The following is a 21,827-nucleotide window of genomic DNA, read 5'->3' as shown; positions in this document are numbered from 1 at the left end:
GCGGGTGTGCGCCGTAGGCTGCGCCCATGTGCGGAATCGTGGGTTACGTCGGCTCGCAGTCGGCGCTTGACGTGGTGCTCGCCGGACTGAAGCGGCTGGAGTACCGGGGCTATGACTCGGCGGGCGTCGCGGTCGCCGCCGACGGCGGTCTGGCGGCCGCGAAGAAGGCCGGGAAACTGGTCAACCTGGAGAAGGAGCTGGTGGACCGGCCGCTGCCGGCCGGCTCCAGCGCGATCGGGCACACCCGCTGGGCCACGCACGGCGGCCCCACTGACGCCAACGCCCACCCGCACCTCGACAACGCGGGCCGGGTCGCCGTCGTGCACAACGGCATCATCGAGAACTTCGCGGCGCTCAGGGCCGAGCTGGCGGAGCGCGGGCACGAGCTGCTCTCCGAGACGGACACCGAGGTCGTCGCCCACCTGCTCGCCGAGGAGTACTCGGCCTGCGCCGACCTGGCCGAGTCGATGCGCCTGGTCTGCCGCCGCCTCGACGGGGCGTTCACCCTGGTCGCGGTGCACGCGGACGAGCCGGACGTGGTGGTCGGGGCGCGCCGCAACTCCCCGCTCGTGGTGGGCGTCGGCGAGGGCGAGTCATTCCTCGCCTCGGACGTCTCGGCGTTCATCGCGCACACCCGCTCCGCGATCGAGCTGGGCCAGGACCAGGTGGTCGAGCTGCGCCGGGACGGGGTGACGGTCACGGACTTCGCCGGGCACCCCGCGGACGTACGCACGTTCCACATCGACTGGGACGCCTCGGCCGCGGAGAAGGGCGGCTACGACTACTTCATGCTGAAGGAGATCGCCGAGCAGCCGAAGGCGGTCGCCGACACGCTGCTCGGCCGGATCGACGCCTCCGGTTCGCTGACCCTGGACGAAGTGCGCATCCCGGCCGCGGAGTTGCGCGAGGTCGACAAGGTCGTGATCGTCGCGTGCGGTACGGCGTTCCACGCGGGCCTGATCGCCAAGTACGCCATCGAGCACTGGACGCGGATCCCCTGCGAGGTGGAGCTGGCCAGCGAGTTCCGCTACCGGGACCCGATCCTCGCCGCCCGCACCCTCGTCGTCGCTATCTCGCAGTCCGGCGAGACGATGGACACGCTGATGGCGCTGCGGCACGCGCGCGAGCAGGGCTCCAAGGTGTTGGCGATCTGCAACACCAACGGTTCGACGATCCCGCGCGAGTCGGACGCCGTGCTCTACACGCACGCCGGTCCCGAGGTCGCCGTCGCCTCCACGAAGGCGTTCCTCACCCAGCTCGTCGCCTGCTACCTGGTCGCGCTGTACCTGGGCCAGGTGCGCGGTACGAAGTGGGGCGACGAGATCGGCGCGGTGATCCGGGAGCTCGCGCAGATCGCGGGCGAGGTCGAGCAGGTCCTGGAGACGATGGAGCCGGTGCGGGAGCTGGCGCGTTCGCTCGCCGACCGGAACACGGTGCTGTTCCTGGGGCGGCACGTGGGGTACCCGGTCGCGCTCGAAGGGGCCCTGAAGCTCAAGGAGTTGGCGTACATGCACGCCGAGGGCTTCGCCGCCGGGGAGCTCAAGCACGGGCCGATCGCGCTGATCGAGGAGGGCGTGCCGGTGGTCGTGGTCGTGCCGTCGCCGCGCGGGCGCTCGGTCCTGCACGACAAGATCGTGTCCAACATCCAGGAGATCAGGGCGCGCGGGGCCCGCACCATCGTGATCGCGGAGGAGGGCGACGAGGCGGTCGTGCCGTACGCGGACCACCTGATCCGCATCCCGGCCACGCCGACGCTGCTCCAGCCGCTCGTGGCGACGGTGCCGCTGCAGGTCTTCGCCTGCGAACTGGCCACGGCGCGCGGCAACGAGGTGGACCAGCCGCGCAACCTCGCGAAGTCGGTCACCGTCGAATGATCATCGGGGTGGGGATCGACGTGGCGGAGATCGACCGGTTCAAGGCGTCCCTGGAGCGGACCCCGGGGATGGCCGAACGGCTCTTCATCGAGCGGGAGTTGCTGCTGCCCAGCGGCGAACGGCGCGGCATCGCCTCGCTCGCCGCCCGGTTCGCCGCCAAGGAGGCCCTGGCCAAGGCCCTCGGCGCACCGGCGGGGCTGCACTGGACGGACGCCGAGGTGTACGTGGAGGACAGCGGGCAGCCCCGGCTGCGCGTCAAGGGAACGGTCGCGCAGCGGGCCGCGGAGCTCGGCGTGCGCGGCTGGCACGTGTCGTTGAGCCATGACGCGGGGGTCGCCTCCGCCGTGGTGATCGCGGAAGGGTGAGCATCCTCGTATGCGTACGGCGTTCAGGGTCGAGACGGTACGGGCGGCCGAGCGGGAGCTGATGGCGCGGCTGCCCGAGGGCGCGCTGATGCAACGGGCGGCGGCCGGACTGGCCGCCGCGTGCGCGGAGTTGCTCGGCCGGGTCTACGGATCGCGGGTCGTGCTGCTCGTCGGCAGCGGGGACAACGGCGGGGACGCGCTGTACGCGGGCGCCCGGCTCGCGCGCCGGGGCGCCGGGGTCGCGGCGGTGCTGCTCGCGCCGGAGCGTACGCACGAGGGCGGGCTGCGCGCGCTGCTCGCGGCGGGCGGGCGGGTGTCGGCGGCGCCCGAGCGGGACCTCGCGGAGGCCCGCCTGGTCCTCGACGGCATCGTCGGCATCGGCGGCAGGGGCGGGCTCCGCCCGGAGGCGGCCCGGCTGGCCGCTCTGGCCGCGGAGTCCCGCGCCTTCGTGGTCGCCGTCGACCTGCCGAGCGGCGTCGAGGCGGACTCGGGGGAGGTGCGGGGTCCGGCGGTACGCGCGGACGCGACGGTGACGTTCGGCACGTACAAGCCCGGTCTCCTCGTGGACCCCGCGCAGGAACGCGCGGGCGCGGTCCGCCTGATCGACATCGGGCTCGAACTGCCCGCCGCGGCCGACCTGGAGGCCCTGCAGTACGCGGACGTGGCGGCGCTGCTTCCGGTGCCGGGCGCCGAGAGCGACAAGTACCGGCGTGGTGTCGTCGGCATCGCGGCGGGCTCCGAGCGCTACCCGGGCGCCGCGGTCCTGGCGGTCGCGGGCGCGCTGCGCGGGGGCGCGGGGGCGGTGCGGTACGTGGGGCCCGCGGCGGACGCGGTGATCGACCGGTTCCCGGAGACGCTGGTGCACTCCGGGCCGCCGTCCAAGGCGGGCCGCGTCCAGGCGTGGGTGGTCGGCCCCGGCCTCGGCGACGACGCGGACCGCGTACGGGACGTGCTCGCAGCGGACGTCCCGGTCCTGATCGACGCGGACGGCCTGCGCCTCGCCGACCGTGCGACGGTCCGCGCCCGCACGGCCCCGACCCTGCTCACGCCGCACGCCGGCGAGGCGGCCGCGCTGCTCGGCACGGACCGCGCGGAGGTCGAGTCCGCCCGGCTCACGGCGGTACGGCGGCTCGCGGAGGAGTACGGGGCGACGGTGCTGTTGAAGGGCTCGACCACGCTGGTCGCGGCTGCGGGTCGGCCTGTGCGGGTGAACCCGACCGGTACGTCTTGGCTGGCCACGGCCGGGAGCGGGGATGTGCTGTCGGGGTTGGCGGGCTCGCTCCTGGCCGCGGGCCTCGACACCGTGGACGCGGCGTCCACGGGCGCCTTCCTCCACGGCCTCGCGGCCCGCCTGGCTGCGCGGGGTGCGCCGGTCGGGGCGCAGGAGGTGGCGGAGGCGGTGCCGGTGGCCTGGCGCGAGGTCGTCGGGGGCTGAGCTTCTCCCCTACCGCCCCTTCCCGACTGTGTCGATATGCGGGGTCTGGGGCGGAGCCCCAGTTCGGGAAGGGGCGGGGAGGGGAAGATCCACCGGGCGAGCCCCGTACGACGCACTCCTGGACCGTGCGAGAGACTGGGCGGACCATGAAAGAGACACCGCGCGTCCGCGCCGAGATCGATCTGGCCGCTCTGCGAGCCAACGTGCGGGCTCTGCGTGCCCGCGCGCCGCGCGCCGAGTTCATGGCCGTGGTGAAGGCGGACGCGTACGGACACGGCATGCTGCCCTGCGCCCGCGCCGCCCTCGAAGCCGGCGCGACCTGGATCGGCACCGCCACCCCGCAGGAGGCGCTCGCCGTGCGCGGCGCCGGGATCGGGCCGGACGAGGCCCGCGTCCTGTGCTGGCTGTGGACGCCCGGCGGCCCGTGGCGCGAGGCGATCGAGGCCGACATCGAGGTGTCGGTGAGCGGCATGTGGGCGCTCCGCGAGGTCGCCGACGCCGCCCGCGAGGCCCGCCGTACCGCCCGCGTCCAGCTGAAGGCCGACACCGGCCTCGGCCGCAACGGCTGCCAGCCCGCCGACTGGCCCGAGCTCGTCGAGGAGTGCCTGAAGGCCGAGGCCGAGGGCGTACTCCGGGTCACCGGGATCTGGTCGCACTACGCCTGCGCGGACGAGCCGGGCCACCCCTCGATCGCCGCCCAGTCGGAGGCCTTCGCCCAGGCCGTGGCGTACGCCGAGGACGCGGGCCTGCGCCCCGACGTACGGCATATCGCCAACTCCCCGGCCACTCTGACCCTGCCCGACGCGCAGTACGACCTGGTGCGCCCCGGCATCGCGATGTACGGCATCTCGCCGAGCCCCGAGATCGGCGTGCCCGCGGACTTCGGCCTGCGCCCGGTGATGACGCTCACCGCGTCCCTCGCCCTGGTCAAGCACGTCCCGGAGGGCCACGGGGTGAGCTACGGCCACCACTACGCGACCCCCGCCGACACCACTCTCGGCCTCGTCCCCGTCGGCTACGGCGACGGACTGCCCCGGCACGCCTCGGGCCGCGCCCCGGTCCTCATCGGCGGGAAGGTGCGGACGGCGGCCGGGCGGATCGCGATGGACCAGTTCGTGGTCGACCTGGACGGGGACGAGCCCGCGCCCGGCGACGAGGCGGTCCTCTTCGGCCCCGGCGACCGCGGCGAGCCGACCGCCGAGGACTGGGCGCAGGCGGCCGAGACCATCGCGTACGAGATCGTGACGCGGATCGGATCGAGGGTCCCGCGCGTCTATGTGAACGAGTGACCGGACGTGAACGAGTACCCGGGCCGTCCCCACAGCCCGGGAAAGGTGAGCGAACAGGCAGGAGCGGCAGGTGAGCGAGACCAGTGCGGGGTCGGCCGTGGAAGCGGCGGTGGACGCGGTGCAGGCCGCCGGTTCGGGTAGCACGAGTTTGCGTCTGGCGGGCATCGCCGGCGCCGCGATAGGCGTGGTCGCCGCGGGTGCCGCCACCGGCGTCGCGATCGAGCGGCTGACCGTCGGCCGCGGCATGCGCAAGAAGGCCCGGCTCGCCCTGGACTCCGCCGGTCCGTACGGCACGCTGCGCGGCATGCCCGGCCGGGCCCGCGCCGACGACGGCACCGAGCTGTACTACGAGGTGGACGAGCCCGACCCGGACGCGAAGGACGCGGGCCCCCGGCGCCGCCGCCTCTTCGGCCGCCGCAACCCCGCCCCGGTCACCGTCGTCTTCAGCCACGGCTACTGCCTCAACCAGGACTCCTGGCACTTCCAGCGGGCCGCCCTGCGCGGCGCCGTCCGCACCGTCTACTGGGACCAGCGCAGCCACGGCCGCTCGGAACGCGGCCGGGCGCAGGCCGAGGACCGGGTGCCCGTCGACATCGACCAGTTGGGCCGCGACCTGAAGGCCGTCATCGACGCGGCCGCGCCCGAGGGCCCGCTGGTCCTCGTCGGGCACTCGATGGGCGGCATGACGGTGATGGCCCTGGCCGACCAGTACCCGCAGCTGATCCGCGACCGCGTCGTCGGCGTGGCCTTCGTCGGTACGTCGTCGGGCAAGCTCGGCGAGGTCAACTACGGCCTGCCCGTGGCGGGCGTCAACGCGGTGCGCCGGGTCCTTCCCGGTGTGCTCAAGGCGCTCGGTCAGCGGGCCGAGCTGATCGAGAAGGGGCGCCGGGCGACCGCCGACCTGTTCGCGGGGATCATCAAGCGGTACTCCTTCGCCTCGCGGGACGTGGACCCGGCGGTGGCGCGGTTCGCGGAGCGGATGATCGAGGGCACTCCGATCGACGTGGTCGCGGAGTTCTACCCGGCCTTCGCCGACCACGACAAGGCCGAGGCGCTGCGGCACTTCGCCGCGCTGCCCGTGCTCGTCCTGGCCGGAGACAAGGATCTGGTCACCCCGAGCGAGCACAGCGAGGCCATGGCCGACCTGCTGCCCGAGGCGGAGCTGGTGATCGTTCCGGACGCCGGGCACCTGGTGATGCTGGAGCACCCGGAGACCGTGCTCGACCGCCTCGCGGACCTCGTCGTACGCGCCCGGGAGCAGTCCCGCAGCACGGCGGTCTGAGCCCGTACGGGAGGGGATTCGGCGGGGGACCGGCAGGGCCGTGCAGGGGCTACCGTGGATTGCTATGGAAGCACCGCACACCCAGTCCCCGGCCGCCCCCGGCGAGACCGTCCGCCTCACCGTCACCTCCCCCGAGCAGATGCGGGAGTTGGGCCGCAGCCTGGCCAAGCTCCTTCGCCCCGGCGACCTGGTGATGCTGAACGGCGAGCTGGGCGCCGGGAAGACGACGCTGACCCGCGGCCTCGGTGAGGGGCTCGGCGTGCGCGGCGCCGTGACCTCGCCCACCTTCGTGATCGCCCGCGTCCACCCGGCCCTCGGCGACGGCCCGCCGCTGGTGCACGTGGACGCGTACCGCCTGGGCGGCGGGCTCGACGAGATGGAGGACCTGGACCTGGACGTCTCGCTGCCGGAGTCGGTGATCGTCGTCGAGTGGGGCGAGGGCAAGGTCGAGGACCTGTCCGACGACCGGCTGCACGTGGCGATCCACCGGGCGACCGGGGATACCGACGACGACGTACGGCAGGTCCGCCTGACCGGCATCGGCGCGCGCTGGCACGCGGCCGACCTCGCGGCGGTGGCTGCCTGAGGCGCCAGGCGGTGGCTGCCTGAGGCGCCAGGCACTGGCGGCCTGAGGCACCAGGCACTGGCGGCCTGAGGCACCAGGCACTGGCGGCCCGAGGCACCAGGCACTGGCGGCCCGAGGCGCACGGACGGAGCGTCCGCTCGGAGGTTCCGACAAGCTGTCGGGAAGATGTTGCGCGGGGGGCATCCGGCGTGGTCACATGGATACCACGACGTGGTTAGGCTTGCCTAACTTCGTTGCCCTCTGAGCCCGGGAGGCACCATGTCGGCGTCGGACCCCCGTGAGACCAAGCCGCAAGGGCTGTCGATGAGCGCCCTGCTCGCGTCGTGCGCCGCCGCCGAGGCGGTGTCGAGACCTCCACGGGCGCCGGAGCGTCACACGGTCGCGATCCCGGAGCCGAAGCGCGAGGACGAGGGCCCGCACACCCACCGCGACGCGGCCTGACTCGAACGCCCTGGGTACGTGTTCGCCGGATCGGGTGGTCCCGTACGCCGTGAGACCGGTCGCCCGCGGTGCCTTACGGGACGACGACGACCTTCGTGCCGACCGTCGCGAACTCCCACATCGCCTGGCCGTCGGCGCGCGACTCCCGGATGCCGCCGGTCTGCTTCGCGGGGTCGGGCTTCGGCGTGGAGCCGTCGACCGCGGCGCTGAAGCCGACCGACACCCCGTCCACGTTCGCGAACCGCACGACGTGCTCGATCGGCACCCCGTCCGAGCCGGTGACCTTGCCGGACCGCGTGGTCACGCTGTACTCACCCGGGGTGGGGTCGACCGTGGAGGGCGTGACCTCGAAGGTGCGCTTGGCCTTGCCGCCCGCGCCGACCAGCCAGACGCGGTCCGCCTCCAGCGCGTACACGACCCGCAGGCCCTTGCCCGAGGCCGCCGGGACCGCCTTCGGGTCGGCGTTCGTCCTGGGGGTGCGGGGGGCCGTCGCGGGAGCGTCCTGCTTCGGCTTGCCCAGTGACTCGGGGGCGCTCGCCGAAGCCTGGTAGGCGAGGAAGCCGACTGCGGCGAGGGCAGCCGCGGTGAGCCCGGCCACGATTCCCGAGCTGCTGCGTGCCACCGTGCTCCACCCTTCGTATATACGGACTTGTGCGCTGACGGTAGCAGCCGGTGAAGGGCTCGCCTGGGCACCGTGCCCGGGGCGCGGGGGCCGTAGGCTGTTTGCGTGCTCTTGCTCGCTCTGGATACCGCCACCCCCGCCGTCACCGTCGCCCTGCACGACGGTGCGACCGTCATCGCCGAGTCCAGTCAGGTGGACGCGCGCAGACACGGGGAGCTGCTGCTGCCCGCCGTCGACCGGGTGCTCGCCGAGGCCGGTGTGAAGCTCGACGCCGTCACCGCGATCGTGACCGGCGTCGGCCCCGGCCCCTACACCGGCCTTCGCGTCGGCCTGATGACCGCGGAGACCTTCGGCTCGGCGCTCGGCATCCCCGTGCACGGCGTGTGCACCCTCGACGGCCTCGCGTACGCGGCCGGGATCGAGGGCGACTTCGTCGTCGCCACGGACGCCCGCCGCAAGGAGGTCTACTGGGCGCGGTACGCGGACCCGCGCACCCGCCTCACCGACCCGGCCGTCGACCGCCCCGCCGAGATCGCCGAGCAGGTCGCCTCACTGCCCGCGGTCGGCGCGGGCGCGCTCCTCTACCCGGACACGTTCACCGGCGCCCGCGGCCCGGAGCACGTCTCGGCCGGCGCGCTCGCCGCACTCGCCGCCGAGCGCCTTGCGGCCGGACAGGACCTGGAGCCGCCGCGGCCGCTGTACCTGCGCCGGCCCGACGCCCAGGTGCCCAAGAACTACAAGGTGGTCACCCCCAAGTGACCCCCGTAGCCTCCGGGCCGGACGCCGCCCCGGGCCCCGTGCTGCGCGAGATGCGCTGGTGGGACATCGAGCCGGTGCTCGTACTCGAACGTGAGCTGTTCCCCGAGGACGCCTGGTCGCGCGGCATGTTCTGGTCCGAACTCGCGCACTCCCGCGGCCCGTTGGCGACCCGCCGGTTCATCGTGGCCGTCAATGACGACGAGCGGATCGTGGGGTACGCGGGCCTGGCCGCCGCCGGCGGGCTCGGGGACGTCCAGACCATCGCGGTGGCCCGCGACCACTGGGGCAGCGGCCTCGGCGCCGTGCTCCTCACCGACCTGCTGCACGCCGCCACCGCCTTCGAGTGCACCGAGGTGCTCCTCGAATGCCGCGTCGACAACACCCGCGCCCAGAAGCTGTACGAGCGCTTCGGCTTCGAGCCGATCGGCTTCCGGCGCGGCTACTACCAACCCGGGAACGTGGACGCCCTGGTGATGCGTCACGCCGACCCGGCCTCCGTACCAGTGCAAGGAAGCGACACCACCCATGGCTGACGAACCACTCGTTCTCGGCATCGAGACCTCCTGCGACGAGACCGGCGTGGGCATCGTGCGCGGCACGACGCTGCTCGCCGACGCCATCGCCTCCAGCGTCGACGAGCACGCCCGCTTCGGCGGCGTCGTCCCGGAGGTCGCCTCGCGCGCCCACCTCGAAGCGATGGTCCCGACCATCGAGCGGGCCCTGAAGGAGGCGGGCGTCAGCGCCCGCGACCTCGACGGCATTTCCGTGACCGCGGGACCGGGCCTCGCGGGCGCCCTGCTCGTCGGCGTCTCGGCGGCGAAGGCGTACGCGTACGCGCTCGGCAAGCCGCTGTACGGCGTGAACCACCTGGCCTCGCACATCTGCGTCGACCAGCTGGAGCACGGCAAGCTGCCCGAGCCGACGATGGCGCTGCTCGTCTCCGGCGGCCACTCCTCGCTGCTGCTGTCCTCCGACATCACCTCGGACGTCCGGCCGATGGGCGCGACCATCGACGACGCGGCGGGCGAGGCCTTCGACAAGATCGCCCGCGTGCTCAACCTGGGCTTTCCCGGCGGCCCGGTCATCGACCGGTACGCGAAGGAGGGCGACCCGAACGCGATCGCCTTCCCGCGCGGTCTCACGGGCCCGCGCGACGCCGCGTACGACTTCTCCTTCTCCGGCCTGAAGACCGCGGTCGCGCGCTGGATCGAGGCCAAGCGCAATGCCGGTGAGGACGTTCCCGTACGGGATGTGTCGGCGTCCTTCCAGGAGGCCGTCGTCGACGTGCTGACCCGCAAGGCCGTCCGCGCCTGCAAGGACGAGGGCGTCGACCACCTGATGATCGGCGGTGGCGTGGCCGCCAACTCGCGCCTGCGGGCCCTGGCCCAGGAGCGGTGCGAGGCGGCAGGGATCCGGCTTCGGGTGCCGCGGCCCAAGCTGTGCACGGACAACGGCGCGATGGTCGCGGCCCTCGGCGCCGAGATGGTCGCCCGGAACCGGGCCGCGTCCGACTGGGACCTGCCCGCGGACTCCTCGCTGCCGGTGACGGACCCGCACGTGCCGGGGAAGTCCCATGCCCCTGCGCACGACCACGACCACGTGCACGAGATCAGCAAGGACAACCTCTACTCATGACCGTCGCCCTGATGTGGGAGGCCCGTGCCGCCGAGGGCCGGGGCGGGGAGCTCCTGGAGTGGGCCCGCGCCCAGTGGCTGGCCGCCGACCCGGTGCGCCGGGAGACCTTCGCGGCGAGCGGCGACCGGGTCCTCGTCATCACCTGGTGGGACGCGGAGCTCGACGCCGACCTGCCCGAACTGCCGGAGCCGGACGCCGCGTTGGTGCAGCGCCCGGTCCACCGGTGGCGGTTCGCATCGCTCGGCGTGGAGTCGTAGGAACCCTCGCGGAAGTTTTTTCGCGGCGTGTGTCGATTGGCTCGATGCCCGTTCGACGCTTGGGTGAGGGACAGGGGAACGGCCCCTGTCCCGCGACCCGAGGAGTCACCATGCCGCGCTTTCTCACGCTGATCCGCATCGACGAGAAGAACGCCCCGGCTTCAGGTCCGAGCCCCGAGCTCCAGGAGCGGATGGGCAAGCTCTTCGAGGAGATCACCAAGGCCGGGGTCATGCTCGACACGGCCGGTCTGCTGCCGACCTCCGAGGGCACCCGGGTGCACTGGCAGGACGGCAAGATCTCGTACACCGACGGGCCGTTCACCGAGACCAAGGAGGTCATCGGCGGCTACTCGATCTCCCAGTGCAAGGACAAGGCCGAGGCCGTCGAGTGGACCAAGCGGTTCCTGCAGACCCACGAGGACTACTGGACGATCACCGCGGAGGTCCGGGAGATCGAGGAAGGCTGAGCCCGGCGCCGCCCCGGATGCTTTGATGGGTGGCCGTGACGGACGAACCTTCCTCCGGTCCCACGGCCACCCACCGGCCCCGGCCCGACCGCGCCCACGCCACCGTCGAGGCCGTCTTCCGCATCGAGTCGCCTCGTGTGATCGCCGCCGTCGCCCGTGTCGTACGGGACGTCGGCCTCGCCGAGGAGCTCGCGCAGGACGCCCTCGTGGCCGCCCTCGAACAGTGGCCCGGGCAGGGCGTGCCCGACAACCCGGGCGCCTGGCTGCTCACCGTCGCCCGCCGCCGCGCCGTCGACCTGGTGCGCCGCAAGGAGCGGTACGCGCGGAAGCTCGCCGAGGTGGGCCGGGATCTGGAGTCCGTGCCCCCGGTCGAGGAGCCCGCCGACCCGGACGACATCGACGACGACCTGCTGCGGCTCGTCTTCATCTCCTGCCACCCGGTGCTCTCGGCCGAGGCCCGGATCGCGCTCACCCTGAAACTCCTCGGCGGCCTCAGCACCCCCGAGATCGCCCGCGCCTTCCTCGCCCCGGAGGCGACGCTCGCCCAGCGCATCGTCCGCGCCAAGCGCACCCTCGCGAAGAAGGGCGTCGCCTTCGAGGTGCCGTACGGCCCGGACCGCGAGGCCCGGCTCGGCTCCGTGCTCGAAGTCATCTACCTGATCTTCAACGAGGGGTACGCGGCCACCGCGGGCGACGACCTGCTGCGCCCCGCCCTCTGCGAGGACGCGCTTCGGCTCGCCCGCGTGCTGCAGGGCCTGATGCCCGACGAGGCCGAAGTGCACGGTCTGGCCGCCCTGTTGGAGTTCCAGCAGTCCCGCGCCGGCGCCCGCACCGGGCCCGACGGCGAGCCGGTGCTCCTCGCCGACCAGAACCGCACCCGCTGGAACCGGCTCCTGATCCGCCGCGGCTTCACCGCCCTCACCCGCGCCCACGCCTGCGGCGGCGCCCCCGGCCCGTACACCCTCCAGGCGGCCATCGCGGGCTGTCACGCGGAGGCGCTCACGTACGCGGAGACCGACTGGCCGCAGATCGTCGCCTTCTACGACCTCCTCGCCGCCCGCACCGGCTCCCCGGTCGTCGAGCTGAACCGCGCGGTCGCCGTCTCCATGGCCCACGGCCCGCAGCGCGCCCTCGAACTGGTTGACGCCCTCGCCGCCGCGTCCGGCCTGCGCGACTACCACCTGCTGCCGAGCGTCCGCGGCGACCTGCTCGCCCGCCTCGGACGTACGAAGGAGGCGCGGGCCGAGTTCGAACGGGCGGCGTCCCTGGCCAGGAACGTCCGGGAGCGGGAGCTGCTGCTCAAGAAGGCGGTCCGGCAGGGGAGTTGAACGCAGAAGAGTTGAACGGCAGGGGAGTTGAGCAGGAGGGGAGTTGATCAGGCGCTGCCCAGGGGCCTGCCGACCAGCATCGTCGGCGCGTCCGCGACCCTCGTCAGGAAGACCGTCGCCGCGTTCGGGCCCGACAGCTTCATCTTGCGGCGCAGCTCCTCCGGCTCGACGGCCGAGCCGCGCTTCTTCACGGTCAGCACGCCGACCTGCCGCTCCCGCAGCAGCGCCCGCAACTTCTTGACGTTGAACGGGAGTTGGTCGGTGATCTCGTACGCGGTGGCGAAGCGGCTGGTGTGCTCGGCGTCGCTCGTGACGTACGCGATCATCGGGTCGATCAGCCCGCCGTCCACCTCCCGGGCCACCTCGGCGACGAGATGGGCGCGGATGACGGCGCCGTCCGGCTCGTAGAGGTAGCGGCCGACGGGGCGCGGCTCCGGGTCCGGCAGCATCGCCTCCGGTTCCGCGCGCAGGGTCGCGCCCGCGGGCAGCAGCGTCGCCGCCATGGCGCCGGGCGCGATGCCCGCCCCGAACCACAGCACGGCCTCCTTCACATCTCCGCGCTCGGAGATCCACTCCGCCTCGGCGTCCTCGGGCACGGCCTCGTGCGGCACCCCGGGCGCGATCTTCAGCGCGGCGTGCGGCGCCTTGCGGGCCGCCTCGACCGCCCAGGACAGCGGCGGCGAGTAGGCCTCGGGGTCGAAGACGCGGCCGCGGCCGCCGCGCCGCGCCGGGTCCACGAACACCGCGTCGTACGCCGACGTGTCCACCTCCGCGACATCCGCGCAGCGCACCTCGATCAGCCCGTCGAGGCCGAGCGCCGCCGCGTTGGCCCGGGCCACCGCGCAGGTCAGCGGGGAGCGGTCGACGGCCAGGACGGAGATGCCCGCGCGGGCAAGGGCGATCGCGTCGCCGCCGATCCCGCAGCACAGGTCGGCCAGGCCGCGCACGCCGAGCGCCCGGAACCGCTCCGCCCGGTACGCGGCGACGCTGGTACGGGTCGCCTGCTCGACGCCGTCCGGCGTGAAGTACATCCGCGCCGCGTCGTCGGCCCCGAACTTGGCGACCGCCCGCTGCCGCAGGCGTGCCTGGCCGAGCGCCGCCGACACCAGCTCGGCGGGGTGGTCGCGGCGCAGCCGGGTGGCGAGGGCGAGTTCCTGCGCGGGGTCGTGGTCGCGCAGCGCGTCGAGCAGGGTCTGGCCCTCGTCGGTGAGCAGGGCTTCGAAGGCGGCGAGCGGGTCGAGGTCGGTCACCCGGCCATTGTCGGCCAAGCGGTGGATCGTGCGGTTCCGGGCGGCGGTGTCGGCGGAGCGGGGCCGACCCGCGCTGACAGGATCCGACGCCATGCAACTAGTACGACAAAAGGAAAAGTTCATCAGGAACCGGTCACTCCAGGTGCGAGCCGGCCTGGCCGTCCTCACCGCCACCGCGTTGGCCTCCGGCTGTGCAAGCGGAGCGCAGGAACCCGTCAAGCCGGCCCATGGCCAGCAGGCCAAGGCCGCCGAGCAGCAGGCCGCCGCGCATGCCGCCCGGGTCGCCGCGGTCAAGAAGTGGAACGTGGCCAAGATGCCGCTGACGCCGCCGAAGCCCCCGGCGAAGAAGCCGAGGATCACCACTCGCAAGGGCTTCGAGGTGTCCGGCCAGGAGCACCTGCCGCCCGTCTACACGACCGTCCCCACCAAGGACAAGGTCGTCTTCCTGACCATCGACGACGGCGCCGAGAAGGACCCCGAGTTCCTCCGCATGATGAGCGAGCTCAAGATCCCGTACACCGCGTTCCTCAGCGACTACGTGGTCAAGGACGACTACGGCTACTTCAAGAAGATGCAGGACCGCGGCGTCGGCCTGAACAACCACACCCTCAACCACAAGTACCTGCCCGGCCTCACGTACGAGCAGCAGAAGCGTGAGATCTGCGGCATGCAGGACGTCATCGAGAAGCGGTTCGGCAAGCGCCCCGAGCTCTTCCGCCCGCCCTTCGGCAACTACAACCGCGACACCCTCAGGGCCGCCAAGTCCTGCGGCATCACGTCCGTTCCGCTGTGGAACGCCGAGGCCTTCGTCGACCGCATGGACTGGCGCGAGTGGGACCGCGACCTGCACCCCGGCGACATCATCCTCACCCACTTCCGCGGCAAGGAGGACTGGAAGGGCACCATGACCGACATGATCCGCCGCCTGCTGAAGACGGTGACGGACAAGGGGTACGCCATCGCGCGCCTGGAGGACTACCTGCCCGCGCAGGCCGAGCCTGCCAAGACCGGCCCGGCGCAGACCGGGTCCGCGCAGGCCCGCCGGTGAGGCGCGCGCACCGGCTGCTCGCCGGGGTACTGGCAGCCGGTGCGCTGACGCTGTCCGGCTGCGCCGAGTCCGTCGACCCGATCGAGCGGCTCGGCCGGAAGGCGGCGCAGAAGGTCGAGGAGCGCCGGGTCAGCACGGCCACCGCACGCCGCTGGGGCCTCGACCGACCGCTCGCCCCGCCGCCGAAGCCCCCGGCCCGGCGTACGTACGAAGGGGCGGGGCCGGGGCTGCCCCCGGTCGTCGACCGCGTCCGCACCCAGGACAAGGTCGTCTTCCTGACCTTCGACGACGGGGCCGAGCGCGATCCCCGATTCGTGCGCATGGTCCGGGAGTTGAAGCTGCCGGTCAGCATGTTCCTCACGGACCGCGTGCTCGGGCCCGGCTACGCCCACTTCGGCGCGCTGCGCTCCGTCGGCGCGACCGTCCAGAACCACACCCTCGACCACCCCTACCTGCCCGGGCTCTCCTACGCGGGCCAGCGCTGGGAGATCTGCGGCCAGCAGGACAAGCTCAAGGAGCGCTTCGGCCTCGCGCCCCGGCTCTTCCGGCCGCCGTACGGCGAGTACAACGACGACACCCTGCGCGCCGCCGCCGACTGCGGGATCTCCGCGGTGGTCCTGTGGCGCGTGTCGATGCAGATCAACGACCTGCGGTACGCGGACGACGGCAAGCTCCGGCCCGGCGACATCATCCTCGCCCACTTCCGCGGCCCGGCCGAGCTGGGCGGCGCGTCCCTGACCGAGATGACGGCCCGTATGCTCCGCAAGATCCAGGCCCAGGGCTACACGGTGGCCCGCCTGGAGGACTACCTTTGACCCAACCCGCCTACTGGGCAGGGGAGTCGGCGGCCTCGCGGTGCCGTCCCGCGCTGTCGCTGATCCGCAGCAGCAGCGCGACGAGCACCCAGTTCGCGACCAGCGAGGACCCGCCCTTGGCGAGGAACGGCAGCGCCTTCCCGGTCAGCGGGATCAGGCCGAGCACCCCGCCTGCGACCACGAACACCTGCAGCATCAGCGCTGCCGAGAGCCCCACCGCGAGCAGCTTCCCGAACGGGTCCCGCGCGAGCACGGCCGTCCGCAGCCCGCGCTCCACGAGCAGGGCGTAGAGCAGCAGTACGGCCATCACCCCGGTCAGGCCCAACTCCTCGCCGACGGTGGTCAGGATGAAGTCGCTGCGGCCCGCGAACCCGATCAGCTCCGGGTGTCCGAGGCCGAGCCCCGTCCCCGTGAGTCCTCCGGTGCCGAAACCGAAGAGGGCCTGCGCCAACTGGTCGGAGGCGCCCGCGGCCCGGCCCTCGGGCGTCAGCGCGGCGAAGGGGTCGAGCCAGGCCGCCACCCGCCCGTGCACATGCGGCTCAAGCGAACCGACGACGAAGGCGCCGACGGCCGCGAGCAGCACACCGCACAGGACCCACGAGGTCCGCTGCGTCGCCGCGTACAGCATCACCACGAAGAGCCCGAAGAAGATCAGCGAGGTGCCCAGGTCCCGCTCGAAGACCAGGACGAGCAGGCTGATCACCCAGACCGTGAGGATCGGCCCGAGCTGCCGCCCCGGCGGCAGCCGCACGCCGAGCAGCCGGCGGCCGGTGAGGGCGAGGGCGTCGCGGTTCAGGGTCAGATAGCCCGCGAAGAACACCGCGATCATGATCTTCACGAACTCGCCCGGCTGGAACGACATCCCGCCCAGATAGATCCACCGCTTCGCGCCGTACGTGTCCCCGGGGAAGAACGCCGGCGCCATCAGCAGGACGAGCGCGACGGCCATCGTCAGGTACACGTACCGCTGCAGCCGCCGGTGGTCGCGCAGCACCGCGAGCACCCCGGCGCAGCACGCCATCCCGATCACCGACCACAGCAACTGCCCGTCCGCGGTGGCCGCGGAGTTCCGGTACTTCTCCGCGTACGAGATGTCCAGACGGTGCAGCAGGACGAGCCCGAGCCCGGTGAGCAGCGTCGCGAGCGGCAGGATCAGCGGATCCGCGTACGGCGCGAAGCGGCGCACCGTGAGGTGTCCGACCCCGGCGAGCAGCGCCAGGCTCGCCGTCAACTGGGCGATTCCGGTGGGGAGTCGGCCCGTCATCGCGAGGCCGACGCAGGCGTGCCCGAAGACCGCGATCGCGACCGTGAACAGCAGGAGCAGGGCCTCGGTGCGCCGGCGCGACAGCGCGGCGGGCGCGGGCCGACGGTAGGCGGCCTGTCCGATCTGTGCGACCTGTCCGTCCTGTTCGCCTATTGGTCCCTTTTTCGTCACGCGCACCAAGACGGGGAAGATCCCGGAGCGGTTCCGCAGGGCGGGGGAGGGGGTGGCGTGCGGCCAGTCGGAGGGCGGGACGGGGCCGTGATTGGCACTCCGCTTGACCGAGTGCTAATCGCGGTCATAGTGTCGGCTCTGGCACTCCCCGTTGGAGAGTGCCAACACAGCGACGGGCAGGTCCGGCACCCGCGACGACGGATCCACCTGGTCGCCACCTCAGACAGTTAACCCCGTGAGATCTCCGAAGGGGGAGGTCGGATCGTGACGACCGCCAGCTCCAAGGTTGCCATCAAGCCGCTCGAGGACCGCATTGTGGTCCAGCCGCTCGACGCCGAGCAGACCACGGCCTCTGGCCTGGTCATTCCGGACACCGCGAAGGAGAAGCCCCAGGAGGGCGTCGTCCTCGCTGTCGGTCCGGGCCGTTTCGAGAACGGCGAGCGCCTGCCGCTCGACGTCAAGACCGGCGACATCGTGCTGTACAGCAAGTACGGCGGCACCGAGGTGAAGTACAACGGCGAGGAGTACCTCGTCCTCTCGGCCCGCGACGTGCTCGCGATCGTCGAGAAGTAATTCACCGGTTTTGCTTTGAACTGCGCCCCTGGCCCCCGCCATAAGAAGCCGGGCGCCGGGGGCGCTGTTCGTTTTCGAGAGGACTGACAAAGCTCCATGGCGAAGATCCTGAAGTTCGACGAGGACGCCCGTCGCGCCCTCGAGCGCGGCGTCAACAAGCTTGCCGACACGGTCAAGGTGACGATCGGCCCCAAGGGCCGCAACGTCGTCATCGACAAGAAGTTCGGCGCCCCCACCATCACCAACGACGGCGTGACCATCGCCCGTGAGGTCGAGGTCGAGGACGCGTACGAGAACCTCGGCGCGCAGCTCGTGAAGGAGGTGGCGACCAAGACCAACGACATCGCGGGTGACGGTACGACCACCGCCACCGTGCTCGCCCAGGCCCTGGTCCGCGAGGGCCTGCGCAACGTCGCCGCGGGTGCCTCCCCGGCCGCCCTGAAGAAGGGCATCGACGCCGCCGTCAAGGCCGTCTCCGACGACCTGGTCGCCACCGCCCGCCCGATCGACTCCAAGGAGGACATCGCCGCGGTCGCCGCGCTGTCCGCCCAGGACAAGCAGATCGGTGAGCTCATCGCCGAGGCGATGGACAAGGTCGGCAAGGACGGTGTCATCACCGTCGAGGAGTCCAACACCTTCGGTCTGGAGCTGGACTTCACCGAGGGCATGGCTTTCGACAAGGGCTACCTGTCCCCGTACTTCGTCACCGACCAGGAGCGTATGGAGGCCGTCCTCGACGACCCGTACATCCTGATCCACCAGGGCAAGATCTCCTCGATCCAGGACCTGCTCCCGCTGCTCGAGAAGGTCATCCAGTCCGGTGGCTCCAAGCCGCTGCTGATCATCGCCGAGGACGTCGAGGGCGAGGCCCTGTCGACCCTGGTCGTGAACAAGATCCGCGGCACGTTCAACGCCGTCGCCGTGAAGGCCCCCGGCTTCGGTGACCGCCGCAAGGCGATGCTCGGCGACATGGCCACCCTCACCGGTGCCACCGTCATCGCCGAGGAGGTCGGCCTCAAGCTCGACCAGGCCGGTCTGGACGTGCTCGGCACCGCCCGCCGCGTGACGATCACCAAGGACGACACGACCGTCGTCGACGGTGGCGGCAACTCCGAGGACGTCGCGGGCCGCGTCAACCAGATCAAGGCCGAGATCGAGTCCACGGACTCCGACTGGGACCGCGAGAAGCTCCAGGAGCGTCTCGCGAAGCTGGCCGGCGGCGTGTGCGTCATCAAGGTCGGCGCCGCCACCGAGGTGGAGCTGAAGGAGAAGAAGCACCGTCTGGAGGACGCCATCTCCGCGACCCGCGCCGCGGTCGAGGAGGGCATCGTCTCCGGTGGTGGCTCCGCTCTGGTCCACGCCGTCAAGGTGCTTGAGGGCAACCTCGGCAAGGAGGGCGACGAGGCCACCGGTGTCGCCGTCGTCCGCCGCGCCGCCGTCGAGCCGCTCCGCTGGATCGCCGAGAACGCCGGCCTCGAGGGTTACGTCATCACCTCCAAGGTCGCCGAGCTGGGCAAGGGCGAGGGCTTCAACGCCGCCACCGGTGAGTACGGCGACCTGGTGAAGGCCGGCGTCATCGACCCGGTCAAGGTCACCCGCTCCGCCCTGGAGAACGCCGCCTCCATCGCCTCCCTGCTGCTCACGACCGAGACCCTGGTCGTCGAGAAGCCGGCCGAGGAGGAGGCCGACGCGGGCCACGGCCACGGTCACGGCCACTCCCACTGACGCTCCGCCGCATTGAGCTGTTCCTGAGGCCCGCCGCCCCGTTCCGGGGTGGCGGGCCTCAGGCCTTGCCCGGGGGAGGCGCGCGCAGCGCATGCCTCAGGGGCGCGGGGAACTGCGCGAGGACGGGCCACCGGGCCGCGGACCGGGAACTACCTCGGCCCGTACTTGCGGCCGGTACGGCTGGTGATCCCGCCCAGCAAGTTGCGCGGAACGACCCTCACCGCGCCCATCAGCGCCTTGTACCGCGGGTCCGGGATCGACAGCGTCCTGCCCCGCGCCAGATCCGCGAGCGCCGCCGCGACCAGCTTGTCGGCGTCCAGCCACATCCACTTCGGAATGTTGTCGGTCCCCATCCCGGCCCGCTCGTGGAACTCCGTACGCACGAATCCCGGGCACAGCGCCATCAGCCGCACCCCGGACCCGGCCAGGTCCTTCGCCGCGCCCTGCGTGAACTGCACGACCCACGCCTTCGACGCCCCGTACGTACCGCGCGGCACGAACGCCGCCACCGACGCCACGTTGACCACACCGCCCCGGCCGCGGTCCCGCATCGCCTCGACGGCCGCCGATGTGAGCCGCAGGACCGCCTCGATGTGCACCTTCAGCATCGTCAACTCCTCGGCCATGGGCACATCGAGGTACGCCCCCTTGTGACCGAAGCCGGCGTTGTTGATCAGCAGGTCGACCGGGTCGCGGCGGTCACCGAGCCGCTTCTCGACGGCCGCGATGCCCGCCTCGGTGGCCAGGTCGGCGGAGAGCACCTCGGCCTCGATGCCGTGCCGGTCGTGGAGTTCGGTGGCCTGCTCCCGCAGCCGCGCGATGTCGCGTGCGACGAGCACGAGGTTGTGGCCGTCGGCGGCGAGGCGCCGGGCGAAGGCGGAGCCGATGCCCGCGGTCGATCCCGTAATCAGAGCGGTAGTCATGGGCCAAGGCTAAGGGCCCCGTTGATCCGCCCTGACGCCAACTCCCTTACGCCGCAGGCCCTAAGCGGAATCGGTACCCCGGTACTTCTCGACGTAGGTCCGCGCGTGCGCCGCGGCCTCCGGGTGCAGGGCGGCACCGGCCGCGAGCGTGCGCGGCAGCAGGGCCCGCTCGGTGGTGGCGGACCTGAACTGGAAGGCGACGGTGACCTCGTGGTCCGGCCGGTGCAGCACCTCGATCGCGTCCCCGGCCCGCACCTCGCCCGGCTCGATCACCCGCAGATACGCCCCCGGCGCCGCGCCCTGCGTGAACCGCCGCACCCAGCCCTTCTCGCCGAGATGCCCGGCGAACGTACGGCACGGGATCCGCGAGGACGTCACCTCGAGGACGACCTCCCCGCCGATCCGCCACCGCTCCCCGATCCGGGCGCCGCTCACGTCGAGCCCCGACGTCGTGAGGTTCTCGCCGAACGCGCCGTGCGCCAGCGGCCGGCCGAGCTCGCGCTCCCAGGCGTCCAGGTCCTCGCGCGCGAAGGCGTACACCGCCTGGTCGTCACCGCCGTGATGCCGCAGGTCGGACACCGTGTCACCGGAGAGCCCGCTGCCGGCCCCGCCCTTCGGGCCCGGCGCCGCGATCCGTACCGGCCCCTCGACGGGCCGCTTGTCGATACCGGTCCCACCCGAGGGCGCGTCGGTGTACTCCACGGACTTGAAGCGGCCCACGTTCACTGAAAGAAGCTCCATACGGGCACGCTAAGCCGCAGAAGCCAAAGCGTCGAAGCGTTAATCTCCGCTTCCCCCAAGAGTGACTTATGCTCGACGCATGATCGAGGCCCGTCATCTCCGCGTACTCCGCGCCGTGGCCGCCACCGGCTCCTTCTCCGCGGCGGCCCGTGAGCTCGGCTGCACCCAGCCCGCCGTGAGCCAGCAGATGAAGGCGCTCGAACAGTCCACGGGCACCCCGCTGCTGATCCGCACGGGCCGCGAGATGCGCCTCACGCAGGCCGGAGAAGCCCTGGTCAGACACGCCTCGGGCATCCTCGCCGGACTCACCGCCGCCGAGGAGGAGGTCGCCGCGATCGCCGGCCTGCGCGCCGGCCGCGTCCGCCTCGTCTCCTTCCCCAGCGGCAGCTCCGCCCTCGTGCCGACCGCACTCGCCGCCCTCCGCGCCGCCCACCCCGGCACGCGGGTCTCCCTCGTCGACGCCGAACCGCCCCGCTCGGTGGAGATGCTCCGCGACGGCGACTGCGACGTGGCCCTCGCCTTCCGGTACGACGGCGCGCACGCCACGGAGGACTGGAGCGACCTGGTCGTCCGGCCGCTGCTCGCCGACCGGCTCGTAGGCCTCGTCCCGGAGGGGCATCGCCTGGCGCGCTCGGCCTCCGTCGCCATCGGCGAACTCGCGGACGAGCCCTGGATCGCGGGCTGCCCGCGCTGCCGCCGACAGCTGGTGGACGTCTGCGAGGGCGCCGGCTTCACCCCGCGCATCGACTTCGCGACGGACGACTACCCGGCGGTGATCAGCCTGGTGGGTGCGGGCCTCGGCGTCGCCGTACTGCCGGAGCTGGCCCTGGAGTCCGTACGTCCCAAGGGGGCCCGCGCGGTGGCGGTGGAGCCTGCCGTGCGCCGCGAGATCGTCGCGCTCACCCTGCCCGACCTGGAGCAGGTCCCGGCGGTGGCGGCCACCCTTGACCACCTCGCCAGGGCCGCGACCCGCTGAG

22 protein-coding genes and 1 pseudogene are annotated in these 21,827 nt (G+C 72.5%); 18 read left to right on the top strand and 5 right to left on the bottom strand.

Annotated elements, in window-relative coordinates:
- Window positions 1-26: 26 nt before the first annotated feature.
- The 7 genes and pseudogenes from glmS to RCO28_RS17820 all read left to right on the top strand — a co-directional run bounded on the left by glmS (window position 27) and on the right by RCO28_RS17820 (window position 7,272).
- Window positions 27-1,874, top strand: coding sequence for a glutamine--fructose-6-phosphate transaminase (isomerizing) (gene glmS / locus RCO28_RS17850; RefSeq protein WP_308942132.1), 1,848 nt, complete (start codon window positions 27-29; stop codon window positions 1,872-1,874).
- Window positions 1,871-2,239, top strand: coding sequence for a holo-ACP synthase (locus RCO28_RS17845; protein WP_282511120.1), 369 nt, complete (start codon window positions 1,871-1,873; stop codon window positions 2,237-2,239). The genes glmS and RCO28_RS17845 overlap by 4 nt, the downstream gene beginning before the upstream one ends.
- Window positions 2,240-2,249: 10 nt before the next feature.
- Window positions 2,250-3,674 carry an NAD(P)H-hydrate dehydratase gene (locus RCO28_RS17840; protein ID WP_308942131.1) on the top strand — a complete coding sequence of 475 codons (1,425 nt, stop codon included), beginning with the start codon at window positions 2,250-2,252 and terminating at the stop codon, window positions 3,672-3,674.
- A gap of 146 nt (window positions 3,675-3,820) precedes the next feature.
- The gene (alr, locus tag RCO28_RS17835) at window positions 3,821-4,963 is read left to right on the top strand and encodes an alanine racemase (RefSeq protein ID WP_308942130.1); all 1,143 of its coding nucleotides are present in this window, start codon (window positions 3,821-3,823) and stop codon (window positions 4,961-4,963) included.
- A gap of 70 nt (window positions 4,964-5,033) precedes the next feature.
- Window positions 5,034-6,256: pseudogene (locus RCO28_RS17830) on the top strand (alpha/beta fold hydrolase); the annotation flags it as partial.
- Window positions 6,257-6,309: 53 nt separating this feature from the next.
- The gene (tsaE, locus tag RCO28_RS17825) at window positions 6,310-6,831 is read left to right on the top strand and encodes a tRNA (adenosine(37)-N6)-threonylcarbamoyltransferase complex ATPase subunit type 1 TsaE (protein WP_308942128.1); all 522 of its coding nucleotides are present in this window, start codon (window positions 6,310-6,312) and stop codon (window positions 6,829-6,831) included.
- Window positions 6,832-7,089: 258 nt separating this feature from the next.
- The gene (locus RCO28_RS17820) at window positions 7,090-7,272 is read left to right on the top strand and encodes a hypothetical protein (RefSeq protein WP_308942127.1); all 183 of its coding nucleotides are present in this window, start codon (window positions 7,090-7,092) and stop codon (window positions 7,270-7,272) included.
- A 73-nt stretch (window positions 7,273-7,345) separates the two neighbouring features.
- Here the strand turns inward: RCO28_RS17820 and RCO28_RS17815 are convergent, their stop codons facing one another.
- Window positions 7,346-7,894 (bottom strand): hypothetical protein, encoded by a 549-nt coding sequence (locus RCO28_RS17815; RefSeq protein WP_308942126.1) that lies wholly within the window; start codon window positions 7,892-7,894, stop codon window positions 7,346-7,348.
- A gap of 105 nt (window positions 7,895-7,999) precedes the next feature.
- Between RCO28_RS17815 and tsaB the strand changes: the two genes are divergently transcribed.
- From tsaB to RCO28_RS17785, 6 genes are all read left to right on the top strand, one after another.
- Window positions 8,000-8,653 (top strand): tRNA (adenosine(37)-N6)-threonylcarbamoyltransferase complex dimerization subunit type 1 TsaB, encoded by a 654-nt coding sequence (tsaB, locus tag RCO28_RS17810; protein ID WP_308942125.1) that lies wholly within the window; start codon window positions 8,000-8,002, stop codon window positions 8,651-8,653.
- Between the two features lie 50 nt (window positions 8,654-8,703).
- Entirely contained in the window at window positions 8,704-9,186 is a 483-nt protein-coding gene (gene rimI, locus RCO28_RS17805) for a ribosomal protein S18-alanine N-acetyltransferase (RefSeq protein ID WP_308942272.1), read from the top strand.
- Window positions 9,179-10,288, top strand: a complete 1,110-nt coding sequence (gene tsaD, locus RCO28_RS17800) for a tRNA (adenosine(37)-N6)-threonylcarbamoyltransferase complex transferase subunit TsaD (protein ID WP_308942124.1) — start codon at window positions 9,179-9,181, stop codon at window positions 10,286-10,288. The genes rimI and tsaD overlap by 8 nt, the downstream gene beginning before the upstream one ends.
- Window positions 10,285-10,545: a hypothetical protein gene (locus RCO28_RS17795; RefSeq protein ID WP_308942123.1), complete on the top strand. Its 261-nt coding sequence runs from the start codon at window positions 10,285-10,287 to the stop codon at window positions 10,543-10,545. Before tsaD ends, RCO28_RS17795 begins: the two co-directional genes overlap by 4 nt.
- 110 nt (window positions 10,546-10,655) lie before the next feature.
- Entirely contained in the window at window positions 10,656-11,012 is a 357-nt protein-coding gene (locus RCO28_RS17790) for a YciI family protein (protein ID WP_308942122.1), read from the top strand.
- A gap of 35 nt (window positions 11,013-11,047) precedes the next feature.
- Window positions 11,048-12,340, top strand: coding sequence for an RNA polymerase sigma factor (locus RCO28_RS17785; protein ID WP_374991186.1), 1,293 nt, complete (start codon window positions 11,048-11,050; stop codon window positions 12,338-12,340).
- A gap of 47 nt (window positions 12,341-12,387) precedes the next feature.
- Here RCO28_RS17785 and RCO28_RS17780 read toward each other — a convergent pair whose 3' ends face one another.
- Window positions 12,388-13,683 carry a class I SAM-dependent methyltransferase gene (locus tag RCO28_RS17780; protein WP_308942121.1) on the bottom strand — a complete coding sequence of 432 codons (1,296 nt, stop codon included), beginning with the start codon at window positions 13,681-13,683 and terminating at the stop codon, window positions 12,388-12,390.
- On the opposite strand from RCO28_RS17780, the gene RCO28_RS17775 reads away from it, so the two are divergent.
- Both RCO28_RS17775 and RCO28_RS17770 read left to right on the top strand, forming a co-directional pair.
- Window positions 13,682-14,638 (top strand): polysaccharide deacetylase family protein, encoded by a 957-nt coding sequence (locus RCO28_RS17775; protein WP_308942120.1) that lies wholly within the window; start codon window positions 13,682-13,684, stop codon window positions 14,636-14,638. The genes RCO28_RS17780 and RCO28_RS17775 overlap by 2 nt on opposite strands.
- Window positions 14,635-15,453, top strand: a complete 819-nt coding sequence (locus RCO28_RS17770; RefSeq protein ID WP_308942119.1) for a polysaccharide deacetylase family protein — start codon at window positions 14,635-14,637, stop codon at window positions 15,451-15,453. The genes RCO28_RS17775 and RCO28_RS17770 overlap by 4 nt, the downstream gene beginning before the upstream one ends.
- Before the next feature lie 10 nt (window positions 15,454-15,463).
- On the opposite strand, the gene RCO28_RS17765 is transcribed toward RCO28_RS17770, so the two are convergent.
- Window positions 15,464-16,840, bottom strand: coding sequence for an FtsW/RodA/SpoVE family cell cycle protein (locus RCO28_RS17765; RefSeq protein WP_308942270.1), 1,377 nt, complete (start codon window positions 16,838-16,840; stop codon window positions 15,464-15,466).
- Between the two features lie 312 nt (window positions 16,841-17,152).
- Here RCO28_RS17765 and groES point away from each other — a divergent pair, with 312 nt between their 5' ends.
- Together groES and groL are read left to right on the top strand one after the other, a co-directional pair.
- On the top strand, window positions 17,153-17,461 hold the full coding sequence (gene groES / locus RCO28_RS17760) for a co-chaperone GroES (RefSeq protein WP_016434667.1): 309 nt from the start codon (window positions 17,153-17,155) through the stop codon (window positions 17,459-17,461).
- Between the two features lie 96 nt (window positions 17,462-17,557).
- Window positions 17,558-19,186 carry a chaperonin GroEL gene (gene groL, locus RCO28_RS17755; RefSeq protein ID WP_308942118.1) on the top strand — a complete coding sequence of 543 codons (1,629 nt, stop codon included), beginning with the start codon at window positions 17,558-17,560 and terminating at the stop codon, window positions 19,184-19,186.
- Between the two features lie 149 nt (window positions 19,187-19,335).
- Here the strand turns inward: groL and RCO28_RS17750 are convergent, their stop codons facing one another.
- Complete coding sequence (locus RCO28_RS17750; RefSeq protein ID WP_308942117.1) at window positions 19,336-20,109, bottom strand: SDR family oxidoreductase; 774 nt, start codon at window positions 20,107-20,109, stop codon at window positions 19,336-19,338.
- A 60-nt stretch (window positions 20,110-20,169) separates the two neighbouring features.
- Window positions 20,170-20,850, bottom strand: coding sequence for an MOSC domain-containing protein (locus RCO28_RS17745; RefSeq protein WP_308942116.1), 681 nt, complete (start codon window positions 20,848-20,850; stop codon window positions 20,170-20,172).
- Window positions 20,851-20,929: 79 nt separating this feature from the next.
- Between RCO28_RS17745 and RCO28_RS17740 the strand changes: the two genes are divergently transcribed.
- The gene (locus tag RCO28_RS17740) at window positions 20,930-21,826 is read left to right on the top strand and encodes a LysR family transcriptional regulator (protein WP_308942115.1); all 897 of its coding nucleotides are present in this window, start codon (window positions 20,930-20,932) and stop codon (window positions 21,824-21,826) included.
- Window position 21,827 lies beyond the last annotated feature (1 nt).

This window comes from Streptomyces sp. LHD-70 (assembly GCF_031157275.1).
Lineage (GTDB): Bacteria > Actinomycetota > Actinomycetes > Streptomycetales > Streptomycetaceae > Streptomyces.
The sequence above is the reverse complement of the archived record's forward strand: the minus strand, read 5'-3'. Positions and strand labels throughout refer to the sequence as shown.